The organism is Nonomuraea guangzhouensis (assembly GCF_019396345.1).
In the GTDB taxonomy this organism is placed as follows: Bacteria; Actinomycetota; Actinomycetes; order Streptosporangiales; family Streptosporangiaceae; genus Nonomuraea; species Nonomuraea guangzhouensis.
Genome location: NZ_JAHKRM010000037.1, coordinates 1 through 17,959, shown reverse-complemented (window position 1 = coordinate 17,959; position 17,959 = coordinate 1). Strand labels below are relative to the sequence as shown.

Annotated in this window: 12 protein-coding genes and 1 pseudogene; 5 read left to right on the top strand and 8 right to left on the bottom strand. The window is 68.9% G+C overall.

The features are described 5' to 3' along the window. Positions 1–332 precede the first annotated feature (332 nt). Positions 333–6,173: an FtsK/SpoIIIE domain-containing protein gene (locus tag KME78_RS65450; RefSeq protein ID WP_246654232.1), complete on the top strand. Its 5,841-nt coding sequence runs from the start codon at positions 333–335 to the stop codon at positions 6,171–6,173. A gap of 572 nt (positions 6,174–6,745) precedes the next feature. Here KME78_RS65450 and KME78_RS51445 read toward each other — a convergent pair. After that, positions 6,746–8,122: a hypothetical protein gene (locus KME78_RS51445; protein ID WP_219537352.1), complete on the bottom strand. Its 1,377-nt coding sequence runs from the start codon at positions 8,120–8,122 to the stop codon at positions 6,746–6,748. 8 nt (positions 8,123–8,130) lie between these two features. After that, positions 8,131–8,544 carry a hypothetical protein gene (locus KME78_RS51440; RefSeq protein WP_219537351.1) on the bottom strand — a complete coding sequence of 138 codons (414 nt, stop codon included), beginning with the start codon at positions 8,542–8,544 and terminating at the stop codon, positions 8,131–8,133. A gap of 138 nt (positions 8,545–8,682) precedes the next feature. Between KME78_RS51440 and eccB the strand changes: the two genes are divergently transcribed. From eccB to KME78_RS51425, 3 genes are all read left to right on the top strand, one after another. Continuing rightward, positions 8,683–10,113 carry a type VII secretion protein EccB gene (eccB, locus tag KME78_RS51435; protein ID WP_219537350.1) on the top strand — a complete coding sequence of 477 codons (1,431 nt, stop codon included), beginning with the start codon at positions 8,683–8,685 and terminating at the stop codon, positions 10,111–10,113. A gap of 218 nt (positions 10,114–10,331) precedes the next feature. Then, positions 10,332–10,580 (top strand): hypothetical protein, encoded by a 249-nt coding sequence (locus KME78_RS51430; protein WP_219537349.1) that lies wholly within the window; start codon positions 10,332–10,334, stop codon positions 10,578–10,580. Then, positions 10,577–12,028, top strand: a complete 1,452-nt coding sequence (locus tag KME78_RS51425) for a LysM peptidoglycan-binding domain-containing protein (protein ID WP_219537348.1) — start codon at positions 10,577–10,579, stop codon at positions 12,026–12,028. Before KME78_RS51430 ends, KME78_RS51425 begins: the two co-directional genes overlap by 4 nt. Before the next feature lie 3 nt (positions 12,029–12,031). Here KME78_RS51425 and KME78_RS51420 read toward each other — a convergent pair whose 3' ends face one another. From KME78_RS51420 to KME78_RS51395, 6 genes are all read right to left on the bottom strand, one after another. Beyond that, the gene (locus KME78_RS51420) at positions 12,032–12,814 is read right to left on the bottom strand and encodes a WXG100 family type VII secretion target (RefSeq protein ID WP_219537347.1); all 783 of its coding nucleotides are present in this window, start codon (positions 12,812–12,814) and stop codon (positions 12,032–12,034) included. Next, positions 12,811–13,953 carry a type VII secretion target gene (locus KME78_RS51415; RefSeq protein ID WP_219537346.1) on the bottom strand — a complete coding sequence of 381 codons (1,143 nt, stop codon included), beginning with the start codon at positions 13,951–13,953 and terminating at the stop codon, positions 12,811–12,813. The genes KME78_RS51420 and KME78_RS51415 overlap by 4 nt, the downstream gene beginning before the upstream one ends. A gap of 19 nt (positions 13,954–13,972) precedes the next feature. Next, a complete protein-coding gene (locus tag KME78_RS51410) occupies positions 13,973–15,382 on the bottom strand; it encodes a WXG100 family type VII secretion target (protein ID WP_219537345.1) in 1,410 nt (469 codons plus the stop codon). After that, the gene (locus tag KME78_RS51405) at positions 15,382–15,786 is read right to left on the bottom strand and encodes a hypothetical protein (RefSeq protein WP_219537344.1); all 405 of its coding nucleotides are present in this window, start codon (positions 15,784–15,786) and stop codon (positions 15,382–15,384) included. The genes KME78_RS51410 and KME78_RS51405 overlap by 1 nt, the downstream gene beginning before the upstream one ends. Before the next feature lie 81 nt (positions 15,787–15,867). Next, entirely contained in the window at positions 15,868–16,182 is a 315-nt protein-coding gene (locus KME78_RS51400; protein ID WP_219537343.1) for a WXG100 family type VII secretion target, read from the bottom strand. Positions 16,183–16,211: 29 nt separating this feature from the next. Next, complete coding sequence (locus KME78_RS51395) at positions 16,212–16,562, bottom strand: WXG100 family type VII secretion target (protein WP_219537342.1); 351 nt, start codon at positions 16,560–16,562, stop codon at positions 16,212–16,214. Between the two features lie 314 nt (positions 16,563–16,876). Here KME78_RS51395 and KME78_RS51390 point away from each other — a divergent pair. Continuing rightward, positions 16,877–17,959, top strand: a pseudogene (locus tag KME78_RS51390) (hypothetical protein); the annotation flags it as partial.

The following is a 17,959-nucleotide window of genomic DNA, read 5'->3' as shown; positions in this document are numbered from 1 at the left end:
CAAGTTGACGGGGGTGGTTTTTTCGGGATATGCGCGGCGATGGCGGGATGGAGTGGGGCGATTTTCGAGCCCTCCCAGGCTCGGACCTTGCATCGTCCCTGCTGGCGTAAGGGGTAGACATCTGCGCCTCTCTTTTCACACCATTCCCTCCATTAACATGCGTTAGCCCGCCACCCCTAAATGGACAACCAAATCGTCGACTTTCCACAGGCCATAATTACCGTCGCCGGTTATCCACAACCCGGCCCTTTCATGCCATTGCCGCCAACCGCGGGACCTACCCTTTCTTCGGGCGCTACCTTTGCGCCGAGGCCTGATCAAGGAGACGGCACATGCGGATCATGCTCACCGTGCTCGGCGAGCAAGGCGATCGTGACGTTGTGATCGAGGGCGACAACGGCGCCACGGTGGCAAGGGTGAGCGAGGCACTGAGCGGCCAGGCACCGCTGGCCGAGGTCGTCCGCCTTCCCAGAGCCCGAGCTCCCTACGGCATGTCGGTGACCGACCCCGGCGGCCGCCCATCGAGGCGGCCCACCCGCGCCGGCGGATCGCCTGGCGCCCCCACCCCTGAGCCGAAGGACGTCCTCGGTGACCCACGCAACCCCCTCGGGGCACCCATCCGGGACCGGACCGAGGGATCCGACCGGAGCTGGGCTGAGGGGCCCGGCCAGGGAGGGGCGAACGGACCTGCCCGGCGCCGGACCGAGGGGTCCGACCGGGGCCCGGTTGAGGGGTCTGCCCGGAGCTGGGCTGAGGGATCCGACCGAGGCCCGACTGACGGGCCTGCCCGGCGCCGGACTGAGGGGTTCGACCGGGGCCGGGCTGACGGGCCTGGCTGGCACGGTGCCGTGATCTGGCGCAACGGCCGGCCGCTCGACCCGCGCGCCCTGGCGGGGGCTGTGCTGCGCGACGGCGACAAGGTCACTCTCGACCCTCACCTCGCCCGCTCCACGATCATCCAGGAGCCCGGCGGCGTGGCCGAGGTGCGGGTGGTCGGCGGCCCGGCCGCGGGCGCCGTTCACCGTCTGGGCCTGGGCGTGCACGTCATCGGGTCCGACCCGATGTGCGCGCTGACCGTCGCCGACCCGTCCCTCGCCCCCGAGGCCGCCACATTGCGCGTGACCCCAGACGCGATCACGGTCGAGCCGGTCCGCCACCGGGTGCCCCAGCGGGCGCAGCTCAAGCTCAAGGGCCGGTGGGCCGACGAGGTCGCCGAGCTCACCGCCCGAGTCGCCGAACGCGAGGCGGCGGAGCTGATGCCCGTCCACTACGAGCCGCCGACGCTGGCCGCCCAACCGCTCACCGAACCCGTCGACTGGCCCGAGCACACGCTGCTGACCTGCGGCTCCTCGGTGTTCACCCTGACCGCGATCGAGCCGCAGGACGCGCACCTGGCGCCCCTCCCGGAGGGCGGCGTCGCCTACAACCGCCCGCCACGGCTACGCAGGCCCGAGCCCGAGCGCACCTTCGAACGCCCCCAGGAGCCCAGCCGCACCGAGGGGATGCGCCTGCAGCTGCTGGCCGCGCTTCTGCCCGCGGTGATGGGCGTCACGCTGGCCTTCGTCCTACGACAGCCGTACTACCTGCTCATCGCCCTGATGAGCCCCCTCATCATGATCGGCCAGTGGTGGAGCGACCGCCGCCACGGCAAGAAACAGCACAGAAAGGCCGCCAAGCAGCACAAGGAACGCCTGGAGGCGTACGAACTGGCGGTCGAGCAGGCCAGGGCCGAGGACGAGCTGATCCGCCGATCCGACGCGCCCGACCCGGCGCAGGTGCTGCTCACCGCCACCGGTCCACGCAGGCGGCTGTGGGAGCGGCGCATCCACGATCCCGACGCGCTGCGGCTCAGGGTCGGGCTGGCCGACCTCCCGGCCAACCTGGAGCTCTCCGAGGAGAGGGGCGGTGCGATCTCCCCGCCGATCTGCCGGTCCGTACCGGTGGCCCTGGCCATGCGCAGGCTCGGCGTGGCGGGAGTCACCGGCCCGCGCGACACCGCGACCGGTCTGACCGGCTGGCTGATCGGCCAGGCGGCGACGCTCCACAGCCCGCGCGACCTGGCCGTCGTAGTCCTGTCCGCGCACGCCGACGGCGAGCGCCGCTGGGGCTGGGTCCGCTGGCTGCCGCACTGCGCCCCACGCGGCGGCGAGGACTGCGTGACCCTGGTCGGCACCGATCCGGAGTCCGCCGCCCACCGCGTCGCCGAACTGGCCGCCCTCATCGACGAACGCCAGAACACCGCCATTCCCGAGCTCGGCAAGATCCCCACCGGCTGGGACGACCTGGGCGGCCCGGAGACACCGGCTCTGACCTCCTACGACGTACGCCCCTATGACGTGCTCGTCGTGCTCGACGGCGCCCAGGTCCTGCGCGGCCTGCCCGGCATGCCGCAGATCCTGCGCCAGGGCCCGCGTTCGGGTGTCTTCACCCTCGCCCTCGACGAGGACCAGAGTCTGCTCCCCGAGGAGTGCGCCACCGTCGCCGCGTGCGCCGCGGACGGTCAGGTACGCCTGCTCGGCGGCGGCCTGGAGGTCATCGGCCCGGTCCTGGCCGACCTGGTGTCACCGTCGTGGTGCGACCGCGTGGCCAGGGCGCTCGCCCCGATCCGCGACGTGAGCAGAGACGACCCGGCCGGTCACCTCCCCGAGGCGACCCGCCTGCTCGACCTGCTGGGCATGCCCGCCCCGTCCGGCCACGACCTCGCCATCCGCTGGCACGGCCACGGCTCGACGAAGGCGGTCATCGGCATCGGCCCCGACGGCCCGTTCTCCGTCGACCTGAGAGTGGACGGTCCGCACGGCCTGATCGCCGGCACCACGGGCGCGGGCAAGTCGGAGCTGCTGCAGACGCTCATCTGCTCGCTCGCGGTGGCCAACCGGCCGGATCAGCTCACGTTCGTGCTGGTCGACTACAAGGGCGGTGCCGCGTTCAAGGAGTGCGTACGCCTGCCGCACACGGTCGGCATGGTCAGCGACCTGGACGGCCACCTGACGCAGCGGGCCCTCGACTCCCTGGCCGCCGAGATCCGGCGCCGCGAACGCCTGCTGCTCGCGGCCGGCGCCAAGGACATCGACGACTACACCGGCGAGCCGCTGCCCAGACTCGTGTTGATCATCGACGAGTTCGCCGCCCTGGTGGCCGAGCTGCCCGACTTCGTCAACGGCCTGGTCGACATCGCCCGCAGGGGCCGTTCGCTCGGCATCCACCTGATCCTGGCCACCCAGCGCCCGGCGGGCGTGGTCACGGCCGACATCCAGGCCAACACGTCCCTGCGGATCGCGCTCCGGGTCACCGAACCCGCCGAGTCCTCCGACGTCATCGACCTGCCGGACGCGGCGCACATCTCCAAGTCGACGCCTGGCCGGTGTTACGTGAAGTCCGGCGTGGGGGCGGCTGTGGCCGTACAGACCGCACGAGTGGGCGGCCGGAGCCCGATCGCAAGCACGTCCCTCAGAGCCGACCGATCGGGCACGATCGGACCGGTCGGGACGGGCGGGCCGCTGAGCACGGGCAGCCTTGGGGGCCCTGGCGGCCTTGCGGGTCCTGGCGGGCTTGTAGGCGCGGGCGGCCTTGTGGATCAGGACGGGCTTGTGGGTCCGGGCGGGCTTGCGGGTCCGGGCGGGCTTGCGGGTCCGGGCGGCATCGCCAGCCCAGGCGGCATGGCGGGCGCGGGCGGTCAGCTGCGAGTGATCGATGTGGAGTGGCGTTCCCTGGGGAGGGCACTCCCCCCGCTCCCGGAGCCGCCCGAGGGGTCGACGATCACCGACCTCACCATCCTCGCGGACGCGCTCATCGAGGCCGCCCGCCTCACCGGCGTACCAGAGCAACCGAGCCCTTGGCTGGAGCCGCTGCCCTCGACCGTGACCCTCGACGAGATCATCCCTTCCTTGGCGGCCGGGACGCTTTCCCTGGCAGCCGGAGCGCTTTCCAGCTCCGGAACATCGTCCAGATCGGCAGCATCTACCACATCGCAAACATCCACCCCGTTCACCGGCTCAGGGAGGGGCACCGGCCCAGAGACGGACACCGGCGCGGGGACGTTCGCCGAAGTGCGCCCGTTGGCCTTCGGGATAATCGATCGGCCCTGGGCGCAGGACCGACGGCCGCTCGCGCTGGACCTGGCCCAGGGTGGCCACCTGCTCATCGCGGGAGCAGCCCGCAGCGGCAGATCCACCGCACTACGGACGATCGCCGGTGCCATCGCCGCGCAAGCGTCCCCGGCCGACGTCCACCTGCACGCCATCGACTGCGGATCGGGCGCGCTGCTCCCGCTGGTGGCCATGCCGCACTGTGGCGCGGTCGTGACCCGCGACCAGATCGACCGCGTCGAACGCCTGCTGGCCCGCCTCCGCGCCGAGGTAGGCCGCCGCCAGCAACTACTCGCCGAAGCCGGACACGCCTCACTGGCCGAATACCGCCAAGCAGGCCACCGCCTCCCCTGGCTGGTCCTCATGGTCGACCGCTGGGAGGGCTACGTGGCGGCTTTCGAGGGCTACGACTACGGCCGCCTCACGGAGTCCCTCCTCCAGCTGCTCAGAGAGGGTCCGGCGGTGGGACTTCGGGCGGTGGTGACCGGTGACCGTTCGTGCCTGCTCGGCCAGATCTCCACGGTGTTCGACGACCGCCTCCTCCTCCGCCTCGCGGACCCGGCCGACTACGGCCTGGCGGGCATGCCGATGAAGGGACTCCCCACGTCGATGCCCTCCGGCCGAGCCCTCTCGATGGGCGAACACGGCATCGTCGAAAGCCAGATCGCCCTCCTCACCCGAGACCCCTCGGGCCCCGCCCAGGTAGCGGCCCTACAGTCCCTCGCCCGCGCGGCGGCCCCTCTCCGCAGCATCCCGACGTACGCATCGATAGCGTCCTCGAAGGGCCCCACCCACCTCAGCACCACCGAGCCCGAAACGAACCTCAGAGCGGGCGTACCGGACAGCACGTCAAGCGACACCTCGGGCGGCGCTTCACGTGGCGATGTCCCGGCTGGCACGTCAGTCGGCGATGGGACGTCAGGCAGCGCGGTCACGTCAGGCGATGGCGTCCCAGGCAACGTGTCGCTGAGCACCCCAGGTGGCAGGTCAGGTGGCGACGTCCCTGGCGACACGCCAAGCAGTGTGTCAGCCGGCGTAGGGGCATCAGATGCCAGCATCCTAGACAGCATGTCGGGAAATGCCACAGGCGGCGATGCTCCGGACAGCACGGGTACGTCGGTCAGCGCAGGCGCGTCAGGCGATGTATCCGGAAGCACCGCAGGTAGAACGTCAAGCGGCACCTCAGGCGACGACGCCCGAGGCAGGACATCAGGCGGCACCCCAGGAGACGGCATATCCGGAAGCGCCGCAGGTGGCGACTCCCCAGGCGGGACGTCAGGCGACAACGTCCCGGACGGCACGTCGGGCAACGCGGGGGCGTCGGGCGGCATTGCTCGAGCGGGTCGGTCGGCTCGTGTGGGACGTGGCGCGTGGCTTTGGGAGGGAGAGCCGCCGCTTCGCGTCGACGCGCTTCCCATGCGCATCACCGCTGGCCAGGCCATGGACCTGGAACCGAACTTCGCCCGGCCTTCTCCCCTGTGGGCGCTGGTCGGCGCAGGTGGTGACGCCCTCGCCCCGATGGGTCTGGATCTGCTCGCGCACGGCCCCGGTGCCGTCGTCGCCGGGCCGGCTCGCTCGGGCCGCTCCTCGGTGCTGGTGACGGCCGCCAGGTCGCTCATCTCGTACGGCACTCCGGTCGTCGCCATCGCCCCCCGGCGTAGCCCGCTGCGTACGCTGGACGGGGTTCTCGCCACACTCGATGGTGACGGGGCGGGGCTACAGGAGCTGCTCGCGGACCGCGACCGCTACGTGGTGATCGTGGACGACGCCGAGCTGATCAACCCGGACTCCCCTCTCGGTACGGCCCTGGAAGAGGTCCTTCGATCAGGCCGGGACGGAGATCACGGCCTCATCATCGCGGGCGCGACAGGCGACCTTGCGACGGCCTACCGCGGCTTCGTGGCGGAAACCCGCAAGTCGCGCACCGGCGTACTCCTGTCGGTACAGAGTCCGGCCGATGGCGACCTGTTCACGGTCCGTCTACCGCGCGGCTCCGTCGGCGGCCCACCGGGACGCGGCCTGCTGGTCACCATGGGCAACACAACGCCCATCCAAGCCGCTATCTCGGACCCCGGACCGCCGTAGAACCGGGATAACCACACACCCGCCTTTGCACCGGGCCTGCCCAGGCTTCCTGGTGGAAGCGTTCGGGTTCTCCGCGCATCCGGCTCTGAACACGCGGGTGCTCACGGTGGGCAAGGACGCTTCGACGCTGGACGCCGCCACGAACTTCGCGGCGTTCAACGTTGGGATCACCACCGTCGGGCCATGGGTGGGCGGGCCGGCGATCGGAGCCGCAGCCGGCGGGGCCGGATCAAGCCCGCCGAGGTGGGGCTGGCGCCCGGCCCGCGCCGACAGAGCGGCTCTCGGGTATCCGGTGGCGGCCCGGGATCGGGGCCGGGCTCGGGTATCCGGTGGCGGCCCGGGATCGGGGCCGGATTCAGGTATCCGGTGGCGGCCCGGGATCGGGGCCGGATTCAGGTATCCGGTGGCGGCCCGGGATCGGGGCCGGATTCAGGTATCCGGTGGCGGCCCAGATCAGGGCCGGGCTGGGAGTCGTCGCGCTCGGGACCGTGAGGCTGGCCGCCCTACGGGACAAGCGCGTGCATACGGATTGATCCGGCCCCGCGTGCACACGTGTGAACGGACAGGGACAGTCAGCCGATTCGGTCGGTGACCACGCCCTCGGTTTCGCCGCCCCACACGTCGTCGTCCTCGGTCAGCCAGGTGCCGCCCTCATTGGTTCGCTCCTCGGCGCCGGCGCCCGCGCCGCCCATGGGCATGAACGGCATGCCCGTCCCGGTCCCGGTGCCTGCCTTGGGGATGCCTGTGGTGTTCGACAGGCCCGAGAGCATGCCGCCGTCGCCTCGGGCGCTCGTGAGGGGTCCGGTGGCGGGTGAGGAGGAGTTCGGGAAGGAGGAGTTCGGGGAGTTCGGGGAGTTGAAGTTGGGGTTGGTGTTCGTGGAGGTGGGGGTGGAGGTGTGGGGGTTGGCGGCGTTCCAGTCGGCGGGGGGCTGGAAGTCCTCCAGTTTGGTGGAGGTGGGGCTCCCCTTGGTGGGGTCGGTGAGGCCCGACGTGGGGTCCGTCATGCCCTTCGTCGGGTCGGTCAGGCCGCCCTTGGTGGGATCCGTGACGCCGTTCGTGGGGTCCTTTATGCCCTTTGTCGGGTCTGTCGCGCCGTTGGTGGGGTCTGTCGCGCCCTTTGTCGGGTCCGTTGCGCCATTCGTGGGGTCCGTCGCGCCCTTGGTCGGGTCCGTGGTGCCGTTGGAGGAAGGGTCGGGGAACTGCGTGCCGTTCGGAGGCGTCACGCCCCCGCTCTTGTCCGAGCCGTCAGAGGAGCCGTCGTTGAAGCCCGCGCCGTTGTAGCCGCCGTTCCCCAATCCGTTCGTGCCGCCGGGATTGGAGAAGTCGGTGTTCAAGGGCGTGACGGGAGGGGGCGCGCTGGCAGGGTCCTTGATGTCCGGGATCTCTTTGTGGAAGGAGTCCGGCAGGTTCTGGTAGGTCTGCGTGAGGTCGTCGTTCAGCAGGCGCAGGTGCTTGCCGGCGAGTTCGTCCTGGGAGCCCCATTCGATGCCCTTGTCCATGGTGCGATACCAGCCGACCATGGAGTCGTCCCAGGTGTAGGTGTTGTCGGCCCAGGACAAGCCTCCCTTGTCCATGAACTCCTTATGCTCCTGGATCCTGTCACCGAGTGACTGCAGAGGGCGGCCCATCCAGTTGAGCTTGCCCGACAGCTCGCGCACCGTCGCGTGCAACACCCTGAGGGCTTCCTGCGCCTCGACCGACGCCTTGCCACCCCAGCACTTCGCCATCTCGACGTTGATGTCCTCGATGACGCGCTGGGCACCGGCCAGCGTCGAGCATGCGTCGAGGTAGGCGTTGCCCGCCTGCTTGACGGCATCCGCGTCCAGCGACTGGACGAAGGTCTTGACCTCGGCGACGCTCCTGCCGTCGTCGTCCACCCCAAAGGTCGGGCAGTACGTCTTGATCATGTGCGTCTGCTTCTTGGTCTTGAGCTTCTTGTCTTCGGCCACGGGAGCTCCTACGCCTCCTTGTTACCGAGGTTGGCGAGATCGACGCGCTCGTAGTTGCCCGCACCCGCGTTGATCAGCTCGATGGCGATCCGCGTCTTCTCGACGACCTCGCGGTAGACCTCGGTGAACTCCTTGTGCCCGCGCTGGACCGTTTCGACGAAGGCCTGCCCGCCGTCCCATCGCTTGACCTGGTCGACGGTCGCCTTCAGGCCGATGAGGTTGGCCTTCATGTCCAGGTCGTTGACGGACCCGGGCTTCTCCCCTGAGAACTTGGCGAATTCGTCCGTAAGCTGCTCAGCGAGCTTCTTGAGCTTGCTGGCGCTGTACGTGACATCGTCACGCTGAGGATCCAGCCCCGCCCAGTCCGACTCCAGATGCCACCCCTGGGCCGGCGGCGGGCTCAACTTATCGGGATCTGACACAGCAACCTCCCCGGGCACCACTGACCACAAACTTTACTCATATATCACGATCTAGTGCCCCCATTTGCGACATAACACCCACTGTCCTCATAGGCAACACTCCTATGCTGTCCTCAGGCTGGACCGGAACGGAGTGGCATGCAGACCCGCAAGGATCTCTACCAGGCACATCGGCTCATGACCCAGCGCCTGGGTATGGCCCTGTTGCAGGGCGAACCCGACCTACCCGAGTCGCCGATGCGGCGGCACAACGTGGCGACGTTCGCCGGCGTCATGATCGGCGTCCTCATCATCGCCGGGTTCGGCATCTGGGGCATGCTCAAGCCGGGCGGCGCGACCAATCTGCGGGACGCCGGTCAGCTCATCGTGGAGGAGGAGACGGGCGCCTCCTACGTCTACAGCCAGCAGACCGGCCAGTTGCTGCCCGTGGCCAACTACGTCTCCGCCCGGCTCCTCCTGGACAGCGACGCCATCAAGGTCAAGACGGTGTCCACGGAATCGCTGGCCGGCTTCTCGCGCGGCGGGCAGGTGGGCATCGCGGGCGCTCCCGACTCGCTGCCCAAGCCCGAGCGGCTCATCAAGTCGCCCTGGTCCGCCTGCGTGGTGGACGCGACCGACGCCGCCGGGGGGCGCAAGTCGTACGTGACGCTCGTGGGCGGGACCGACGTCGGCGGCACGCCGGCCGGAAGCGACGCGCTGATCGTCAGTGATGGGCGGCAGAACTGGGCGCTCTGGGGCAACCAGCGCATGGTGGTGAAGAACGTGGACCGGCTCACCGACCAGACCCCCCGGCGGGTGCCGAGCTCGTGGATCAACGCCATCGCCGAGGGTTCGGACTTCGCCGCGCCGCAGATCCCCCAGCGCGGCCGCAACATCCCCGGGCCCGGCGGCTCGACGTTCAAGGTCGGGCAGATCTTCAAGGTCGCGCCCGTCGCCGGTGCCCCCGCGCGCTGGTACGTCATGCTCGCTGACGGCCTCGCGCCGATCACCCAGACGCAGGCGACGCTGCTGGTCCAGGATCCGGCCAGCCAGGCGGCGTACGGGCGGAACCACGTGCGGGAGATCCCCATCGACGCGGCGGCCGCCAACGCGACGAAGGTGTCGGCCCAGCGGATCACGGGCGGCGGCATGCCGGCCACGATGCCGCGCTTCCAGGTGCCCGCCAGCTCGGCCCCGCTGTGCATGGTCTACGCCAACACCGTGAAGGGGTCCGTGAAGGGCACGCTGACCGTGGGGAGCCGGATGGGCATCCCGACGCCGGCGTCGAACGGCAACCCGGAGAAATTCGACCAGGTGCTGCTGCCGCCGGGCTCGGCGGCGCTGGCGGGGCTGCTGCCCGCCGAGAATCAGCTCTCTTCGGTGCAGCAGTTCTACCTGGTCACCGACCAGGGGAAGAAGTACCGGCTGGCCACGCCCGACGTCCTGACCAAGCTGGGCTACGACGCCTCGAACGTGGCCCCGATGCCCGCCCACCTTCTGCACCTGATCCCTGAGGGGCCGACGCTGGACCCGGCGGCCGCCAGGACGCCGGTCTCCGACACTCCGGCAATGCGCTCAGGCGGCTCGTAAACAGCCCAGGTGGCCCGTAAACAGCTCAAGTGGTTCGTAAACAGCAGGTTTCCTGGACGACAAATAGCCGTAAACATTACTATCAATGGGACATATGTGGCTTTGTGATGCGTGGGGGACCGATGGGGGACAAGATCGATGGGTATGAGGTCATACCGCCGGATCTGAAAAAGGCCATGGAGACCTGTGCCGAGCAGGCCCCTATCGTCCGCAACTGCATGATCGCCTTTGCGCCCGCCAAGCTGAGCACGAGCGACTTTGGTCTCGCGCCAGGAGCCGACGAGTTGGGCGCGGCGTACGTCGACGGCACCGCGGAGAACGACCACCGGGACAAGCGGTACGAGTCGGTCTACGGCTACCTCGGCGACCTGGCCGATGCCCTGGAGTTCATCACCACGGCCCTGGAAGTCTCCGCGTACAACTACCAGGCCGGCCACCAGGCCAGCCAGGTCGGAGGCACCAGATGAGCCACGAGGGCAGCATGAACCCGCTCCAGTGGCACTGGGCGGACTGGCACTTCGAGATCAAGTGGGGCTCGCTGCTCGACCCCACCCCGCTGCTCAACACGATCACGTCCATGTGGCGCGCGCTCCCCACGCTCATCGGCGGCGATGAGACCGAAGGGCGGCTCAAGGCCGCCGCCGCGGCGCACGACGGGCTGGCCGTCAGCCTCGACAAGGTCTTCGACGCTCTCGACGGGCGCGCCCAGGGCCAGCACGCCGGCTACCTCGACAAGATCGTGAAGGAGTGGAAGGGCAAGGCCGCCGACGACTTCAGGAAGGTCTGGGGCCTGGTCCTCCGGCAGGACAACCGCGTCGCGCTGAAGAAGAGCTGCACGGAGATCGCCGACCTGCTCAGGATGGTGGCGGAGTCGGCCGCCCACACCAGGCAGGCCATCATCGAGCTGCTCAAGACCGCGATCATCTGGTACGCGGCCTTCATAGCCCTCAGATGGGCCGCCGGCGTATGGGGTGGATGGCTGGCCGCGGGAGCCGCCTACATGCGGACGACGAAGATCGTCCTTCTGGTGGCCCAGGTCCTCACCAGGTTCGCGTCCCTGCTGAGGATCTGTGCCGGTGCGCTCAAGATCCTGCCCGTGGTCGGCCGGCTGAAGTGGGTGGCCAAGCTCGGCACCGCGACACGCACCGCCACGGCCATGACGAAGACGGAGTTGGCGGTCGCGAAGTTCAAGAAGTACTCGGCCTTCGCCGACAAGTTCGCCGCGTCGAGCTTCAACGCGTACGCCAAGACCTCCGGCAGCGTGTACGCGGGCGTCATCGGCACGCAGATGGTCGCCCAGGGCATCAGCGGCCACAGCCTCTTCAACCTCGCCCCCCTGACCTTCACCCAGGCGGCCCGCATCACCACGGGCGCCATGGTGGTGGCCACCTTCGCCCCCATGGGCGGATTCTTCGGCAAGGGGATCCTCCAGGGCGGCACCGCGGCGAGCTGGGCGGCCACCCTGACCAAGACGGGCGCCGCCGTCGGCGAGTCCGGCATGGCCTTCGGCGGCTTCGTCGGGATGCGCAACTGGGCGTACGAGCAGGTCAAGCTCAAGCTGCCCGGAGCCAGGGTCGCCGGGAAGCCGGGCAACTTTCACAAGCAGTTCTGGGGTGGCATCCCGACGTCCCTCTTCCGGGTGTGGCGGCCCCTGCAGACCAACCACGACTTCGGCGAGCTGCCCCAGTCGGATGTGCCCGTCGCCAGCGGTCATGCGACTCCGCCGTCACGGGTCGGCACGGAGAAGGTCGGCTACTGGCCCGTCAACAACGGGTCGCTGTACGACATCGCCGAGAAGGTGTACGGCGACCCCAACCGGTGGCGCGAGATCTACAACGCCAACCGGGACATCATCGGGGACGACCCGCGCAGCCTGGTGCCCGGCCAGGTGCTGCGGATCCCGCTGGACGAGTGAGGCTCAGACCGAGGCGATGTCGCCGGGCAGCTTGCCCAGCGAATCGTCCATCTTCACGCTGAGGCCGCCCATCTTCTCGTCGTACTGCATGCCCGCGTCGGAGAACGGGGGCATGCCGCCCGACTTCATCGCGGTCATCTCGGTGGGGATGGCGGCCTCAAGCCCGGGGAAGAGCTTTCCGGTCATCTCGGTCTGCTGGACGGCCATGTAGAGGACCGTGGAGAGGCCTCCGATGATCATGCCGTGCCGGACGAGCAGCTTCTTGACCGCCTGCAGGGTGATGGAGCCCCGCACCGCCGACAGCCCTTCGGAGGCGATCATGGTCCACGGGGTGGCGCGCATGGCCAGCTTCCACAGGCCCAGGATGAGCATGCTGCTGCCCACCGCCACGGCCACGAGGGCGCCGTAGTGGTAGGCCTTGGCCGCCACGTCGACGGCCTGCCCGGTGTCGTTGCGGGTGTCCTTGAGTGACTTGACCCCGTTCTTGAAGGACTTGTGGATGCCCTCGAAGGTGTCGAAGGCCGCGCCCGCCCACTTGCCCGACGACTTCAGCTGCTTCTTGAGGTGGTCCAGCCCCTGGTCCAGGTCGTCCAGCTCGGACATCAGACCGTCGTGGTCGAGACTCCGCCAGGCTTTGGCGCTCCTCGACATCGCCCCGGGGTCCGAGACCATCACGCCAAGGGCGGCGGCGACGTAGAAGGCCCAGGGCTGCAGGATCATCACGGCCCCGGCGGCCGCCCCGCTCGCCGCCAGCTTGTAGAGCGCCCCGTCGGACTCGTAGCTCACCTGGAATCCCGTCCGATCACTTCGGGAGCGATCTCATCGTCGCCGCCCCAAACGCCCTCGTCCTCGCCGAGCAGGGCGTTCTCGCGCTCCTTTTCCTTGTCGCCACCGGCCCCGGCGCCACTCATCGGCATCATGGGCATCATCGGCATGCCGCTCGAACCGTTGATCCCCTTCAGTCCGGCCGGGACGGCGCCCGCACTCCCACCGCTGCCGAGCGCGGTGCCTATGCCCGTACCGAAGCCAGTGCCGGTACCGCTGCCCGTGCCGGTACCGGTGCCCGTGCCAGGGCCGATCCTGGTGCCGGTCGAGTCCGGCGACAAGGCGCTCAGGTCGGGGTTCTTGACCTGCGGGGTGTTCAGCGAATTGGGGTCGAGTTGGGACAGCGACGTCGTGTCGGGGACCTTGCCGTCGACGCCGGGCAGCTTCTGATCGGGCATCTTCGGCTGGCCGTTGAGCGCCGAGTCGATGTCCGGCACCTTCATGTCGGGCTGGTTGATCTGGCTCCCGTCAGGAGCCGACGGCAGGTCCGTCTTGGGGAGGTCCGTCGAAGGCAGGTCGGTCTTCGGCAGATCCGTTGAGGGAAGATCCGTCGAGGGAAGGCCGCCGTTGGGCAGACCGCCGTTGGGCAGTTTCGTGTCGCTCCCCGGCGGGTTGCCCACGCCGGACAGGTCGGGCATGCCGCCGGTGTTCGGCATGCCGGAGCCGCCGGGATTGCCGAGGCCGCCGAGGTCCGGTCCGCCGCCGAGGCTGTTCGGGTCGAAGCCAACGTTCTTGAACTGGTCGCCGCTGGCGTCGTCCGCCGCCCGGTAGTTGGAGGAGGCCTGCCTGAGCGCGGTCTTCCAGCTCTGCAGCGCCTTGCGGCCCTTCTCGAGCGCGTCCTTCTGCTGTTCGACCGCCTTGTCGTGGACGCTGTTGACGCCGATGCCGATCACGCCGAAATGCGGCCACTGTACGGGGAGGGTGTTGGTCTTGGCCTCCAGCGAGGAGATGACCCCGGCGTGTTCGTCTATCGCCTCGCTGTTGGTGTCGAGCGCGCTGGTCTTGAAGGAGACGCCCGACGCCATCGACGGCAACTGCCCGCCGTTCTGCAGCTGCGCGAGTTGAGCCGCCTGGCTGGAGTCCTGCGTTGAGTTGCCCATACCACTCCCCGTAGCGCGATCAGCAGATGACCGGGTCGGTCACGTCGTGCGCGGAGTTCCAATCGTCCTGGTCTGCAGGGAGATAGGTCATTCTCTCGAAGTCTCCCTGGTCCGTGCCCGCGCCGGCACCGCCCATCGGCATGAACGGCATACCGCCGGACATGCCGTTCCCCGACGTCCGCATCGCCGCCGCGAGTCCTTGGCCGCCCGCGCCCATGCCACCGTTCGGCGAGCCGAGCACCGAGGGAACGCTGGGCGTTCCGGTGGGTGAGAGGACGCCCACCGGATTGGGGGCGATGGTGCTCACCGGATTGCCGAACGGGCTGATGGCGGTCGTGGTCGGCGTAGTGACCGGCGTGGTCGGCGAGTAAGAGGACACTTCGGTCCCGTTCGGGTCCGTGCCCTTGAAGTTGTCGCTGCTGGTCTTGTCGTCCTGGCCGAGCACGGGCGGGACCGTCTGGTCCTGCGTGTCGGAACCGCCGGTCTTGGACGGATCCTGGCTGCCGTTGCCGTCACTCGACGAATCACCCTGACCGCCGGGGTCGGAGCCGTTCTGGTCGCCGCGGCCGGAGTCCGAGCCCGACTGGTCGCCGGAGCCGTTCTGGTCGCCGCGGCCGGAGTCCGAGCCCGACTGGTCACCCGAGCCGGAGCCCGAGGAGTCTCCCGAACCGCCGCCGCGTGAGCCGTCGGAGCCCGTGCCGCGCCCCGTGGAGCCCGTGGAACCCGAGCCACCGGAACCGGAACCGTCGTCGAACCCGCCGGAGTCACCCGACGACCCGCTTCCGCTGGAGCCGGCGTTGATCCCCACGCGGTCCGGATATCCGGGGTCGCGGTACGAGCCCGTACCGCCCGGGATCGAGACGCCGGGCAGCTCGTAGGAGACGTCGTGCGGAACCTGAACGTTGTAAAGATCGACGATCTTCTTGTTCAGCTCCTGCATGGCCTTCTGGGCCTCGCGGTCCGCGGCGGCCTTCGCGGCCTTCTGGTTGGCGGCGTCGTCCACCATGATCTCGGAGCTGGGGACGTCACCATCGGAGCTGGACTTCGTCGAGATGCCCTCGACCTTCGCGATCGTCTCAGGGAGGTAGCTCGCGTACTGGCGCAGGGCGGAGCTCATCATCTCCAGCTTGGTGGACAGCTCGCCGCCTGAGGCATGCAGCATCTGCAGCGCGTGGCGCGCCTTGCTGGCGTCAGGGCCCTTCCACACTTTGATGATCTTGCCGGCGTGCTCTTCGAGCGCGTTGACGGCACTCTCGATCGCGCTCGACGCCTTGTCGTACGCGAACCCGGCATCCTCGATCTGGCTGGGCTGGGTGCTCTTCAGCATCGTCAGGATCTCGTCCCTGGACGCCTTGACCTCACCGCCCTCTGGCATCTTGTCGAACGACAGGATGACGACGACATGCCTGCCGCCTTTGCCCTCGGCCATCAGCCCTTGCCCTCATTGGCCTTGTCACCGGCGCTGTGGTTGGCGGCGCTCGCCTCGACGGCGGCGATCACGTCCTTGTAGGCGTCGATGAATTCCTGATAAACCTGCGCGAACTTCTTGCCGCCGCTGTTGGCGCCGACAGTCCTGCTGAAAGCACTGGCGTCGTGCCACGTGCCGATCTGCGCCTCGGACAGCTGACAGTGGTCCAGGATGCCGTTGACGGAACCGTTGGTGTAGCCCTCCGCCGAGCCGGGTCCCGTCATACCGCCGAGGTACGACTTGAGCTCTTCCGCGATCGCTCGCATCTGGGTGGGGGAATGCTCCCGCCCCGGTCCCGAGTCGAACAGATCAGGATCGATGTACAGAGGGTCCTGGTCGCCCTCCATTGCATCCTTCTGAGTCATCCCCAACCCCCATAGACAAAGGAACCCGGCCGGCGCGTCACGGCACCGGCCGAGGGAGACACGATCGGCGCGACCGACTGCTTAGTCGGTCCAGATGTTGATGTTGCGTCGCTCAGCGGTCTCGTAGTTGCCCTTGGCGATGTTGACTGCCTTGGCCGCCTCGAACAGCTGCTTGCCCATCTCAACCTCGAGGTTGTCCCACTGGGCCTTCTTGCCGTCGAAGAACGTCTTCGCCTCACCCTCCCAGTCCGTGCCGAGAGTGGTCCTGACGTCGTTGTAGAGATCGTCCGTCACCCGGTCCAGCTCGGTGACGATCGACTTGAGCTGCTCGAACGCCGCTTCCATGTTGGGGAAGTGGGCGTAGGTGTAGTCCTCAGGAGTGAAGGTGTCGGCCATGAGTGTCTCCGTCCTAGGTACTGGGGGGCTTAGTTCGACGCGTTGATGAGCGAGTCGATACGGCCGGCGCTGCCGGCGCTGTTGAGCCCGCTGGAGATGTCCATGTTCTGCTGCGCGGCGTCGGCGTACACACCGGCGTTGATGTTCAGCTTGTCGTAGATGTCCTCAAGGATCTTGATCACCTGACGGAAGTCGACATCCCAGGCGTCGAGCGCCTTGCCGAACTGCTGGGAGGCACCGCCCTTCCAGCCGGCGGCCAACAGGTCACCCTTGATGGTCTGCACCCTCTGGCGCATGCCCTCGATGTACTGGGCGGTGGTTTCGCACTGGCCGGCAGCCTTGATGAGCTTCGTGGGCGCCGTACCCATAAGTGTGGCCATTGGACCTCCAGGTCAACAAGGTCTGGTTCTGTACGGCGGTGCCGTAGGTCCGGTCAACCCGGGTACCCCCGCAAACAACATCAAATGGCATGCTAGCCCCCATCTGCCCCAGAAATAACAGATACTTAACATAACGGCTAGGTCACCGTTGGGCGACTTCTCGGTAAACAAGCAGGTAGACGAGCCGCCGATTTCTGACTGGCCTCGCCGATGGGTAGTCGCTACTTGTCGTAAAAGCTCACAACCTGTACGGCCCAGCAGCCTCACGGATACGCTTTTGCCGCTTCTGTGTTGATTGCTGGGAGGGGCGACAGGTGGCCGAATTCGGGACTGTGGGGCGATCGAGCATCGACAGCCTGCTCAACTGGAGCTCTCCCCCGCCACCGGACGGCCCGGGCGAGGTCCAGGTGGGCACCGCGCCCCCGGGCTCGGTCGACGGTGGGACGACCGTCATTGTCGCGGGTGGCGCGAACGGGGCCGCTGCACCGGTGAGCACCCAGAACGGCGACACGTCGGGAGACCCCGGGAGACTCGTCGAGGCCGGCTCGTCCGGCGATCAGACAGCCCAGACGGGCACCGTCGACGACCAGGCGATCCCGCCGGACCAGGCGGGGCCCGCCGTCGACCAGATCCCGCCGGACCAGGCCGGACCCGCCGTCGACCAGATCCCGCCCGATCAGGCGGGCCCGGCCGACGGCCAGGGGGACCCCACGGTGATCGAGTCCGATCAACTGAGCGTCGGGCCCGAGACGGTGGACGACGTGATCGACGGCGAGCCCGGCTCGGTCGATCCCCAGGCCGCCGAAGGTGACCCCGCATGGGAGCCCTCAGACGCCGACCAGAGCACGGATCCGGACGGAACCGACGCGACCCAGGACCCGAACGACCCGCAGAACCAGGACGACACCGGAAACCAGGACGACCAGAACGGCACGGACACCGGCGACCAGTCGGACACGGGCGACCAGGGCGGCACGTCGGACCAGCAGACCGACCCCGGTAGCGCCGATGGCCAGGGAGACGCCTCCCAGACCGACCCCGCGGACTCCCAGACGGACCCAGGCGGCCAGACCGACCCCAACGCGCCCGACGGCCAGGGCGACACGACCGTTCCCGAGATTCCCTCGGACGCCGGTGGCGGCGGCACCGGAGACCCCGGCTCCGGCACCCCGGAAACGCCGACCACGGAAACCCCCACCCCGGAAACACCCAGCGCGGAGACTCCTGCCGCGGACCTGCCGACCGCGGAGACTCCCGCCGTGGAGACGCCGTCGGCGGACACACCCAGCGCCGAGACTCCCGCTGCGGACATGCCCAGCGCGGACATGCCCAGCGCGAACACCCCGTCCGCCGAAACCCCCGGCTCCACCGGAGGCGGCGGGGGCGGGGATGGGGGT

What these genes read in the sequence shown, in the direction of transcription:
- KME78_RS65450 (WP_246654232.1), top strand. Translation starts at nt 333, where the DNA reads ATGCGGATCATGCTCACCGTGCTCGGCGAGCAAGGCGATCGTGACGTT.
- eccB (WP_219537350.1), top strand. Translation starts at nt 8,683, where the DNA reads ATGCAGACCCGCAAGGATCTCTACCAGGCACATCGGCTCATGACCCAG.
- KME78_RS51430 (WP_219537349.1), top strand. Translation starts at nt 10,332, where the DNA reads ATGATCGCCTTTGCGCCCGCCAAGCTGAGCACGAGCGACTTTGGTCTC.
- KME78_RS51425 (WP_219537348.1), top strand. Translation starts at nt 10,577, where the DNA reads ATGAGCCACGAGGGCAGCATGAACCCGCTCCAGTGGCACTGGGCGGAC.
- KME78_RS51415 (WP_219537346.1), bottom strand. Translation starts at nt 13,953, where the DNA reads ATGGGCAACTCAACGCAGGACTCCAGCCAGGCGGCTCAACTCGCGCAG.
- KME78_RS51410 (WP_219537345.1), bottom strand. Translation starts at nt 15,382, where the DNA reads ATGGCCGAGGGCAAAGGCGGCAGGCATGTCGTCGTCATCCTGTCGTTC.
- KME78_RS51405 (WP_219537344.1), bottom strand. Translation starts at nt 15,786, where the DNA reads ATGACTCAGAAGGATGCAATGGAGGGCGACCAGGACCCTCTGTACATC.
- KME78_RS51400 (WP_219537343.1), bottom strand. Translation starts at nt 16,182, where the DNA reads ATGGCCGACACCTTCACTCCTGAGGACTACACCTACGCCCACTTCCCC.
- KME78_RS51395 (WP_219537342.1), bottom strand. Translation starts at nt 16,562, where the DNA reads ATGGCCACACTTATGGGTACGGCGCCCACGAAGCTCATCAAGGCTGCC.